Here is a 461-nt window from a genome sequence, read left to right as displayed (position 1 = left end):
TTGTTTGAAAGACAGCAGAAGACTGAGCGGCAACTCATATGGTCTTCTGTTTTCTTTTTATCCTTTCCGTAAAATGATGATTACTAATACAATCATAAAAAAAGATGCATGGAAATGCACCTCAAAATATTTGAACGTCGATTTTTCTTCAAGACCTCATGAACATCATGTTATTTTGGAATATGTCAAAACCTCATCCAATTTTGGATAATCCAAAGAAATGTGGAGTTTGATATCCCAAAAACTTCAGTTTTTTATAATATTTGAAAAAACCCCTTGCAAAGAGAGAGAAAAGAGAGTATATTCAATAGGCCGCAGAGAAGTGTGAGACATGGAAATAAAAAAAGCAAAAAAACATGTTGACAGAGGAAGCGGAAAGATGATATACTCATTGAGCACTGTTCGAAAGGGCAGTGAGGAAGTTCTTTGAAAACTGAACAGGAAATAGACACATTACAAGA

The 461-nt window shown here is 34.3% G+C and carries 1 protein-coding gene; it reads left to right on the top strand.

Annotated features, from left to right (window positions below):
• Positions 1–211: hypothetical protein (locus ACTND6_RS11180; protein ID WP_441045126.1), on the top strand; the 211-nt coding region annotated here is incomplete at its 5' end.
• Positions 212–461: the final 250 nt, after the last annotated feature.

The organism is Bulleidia sp. HCP3S3_C9 (genome assembly GCF_052064035.1).
In the GTDB taxonomy this organism is placed as follows: Bacteria; Bacillota_I; Bacilli_A; order Erysipelotrichales; family Erysipelotrichaceae; genus Bulleidia.
Note: the sequence above shows the minus strand (reverse complement) of the source record. Positions and strands in the feature narration are given on the sequence as shown.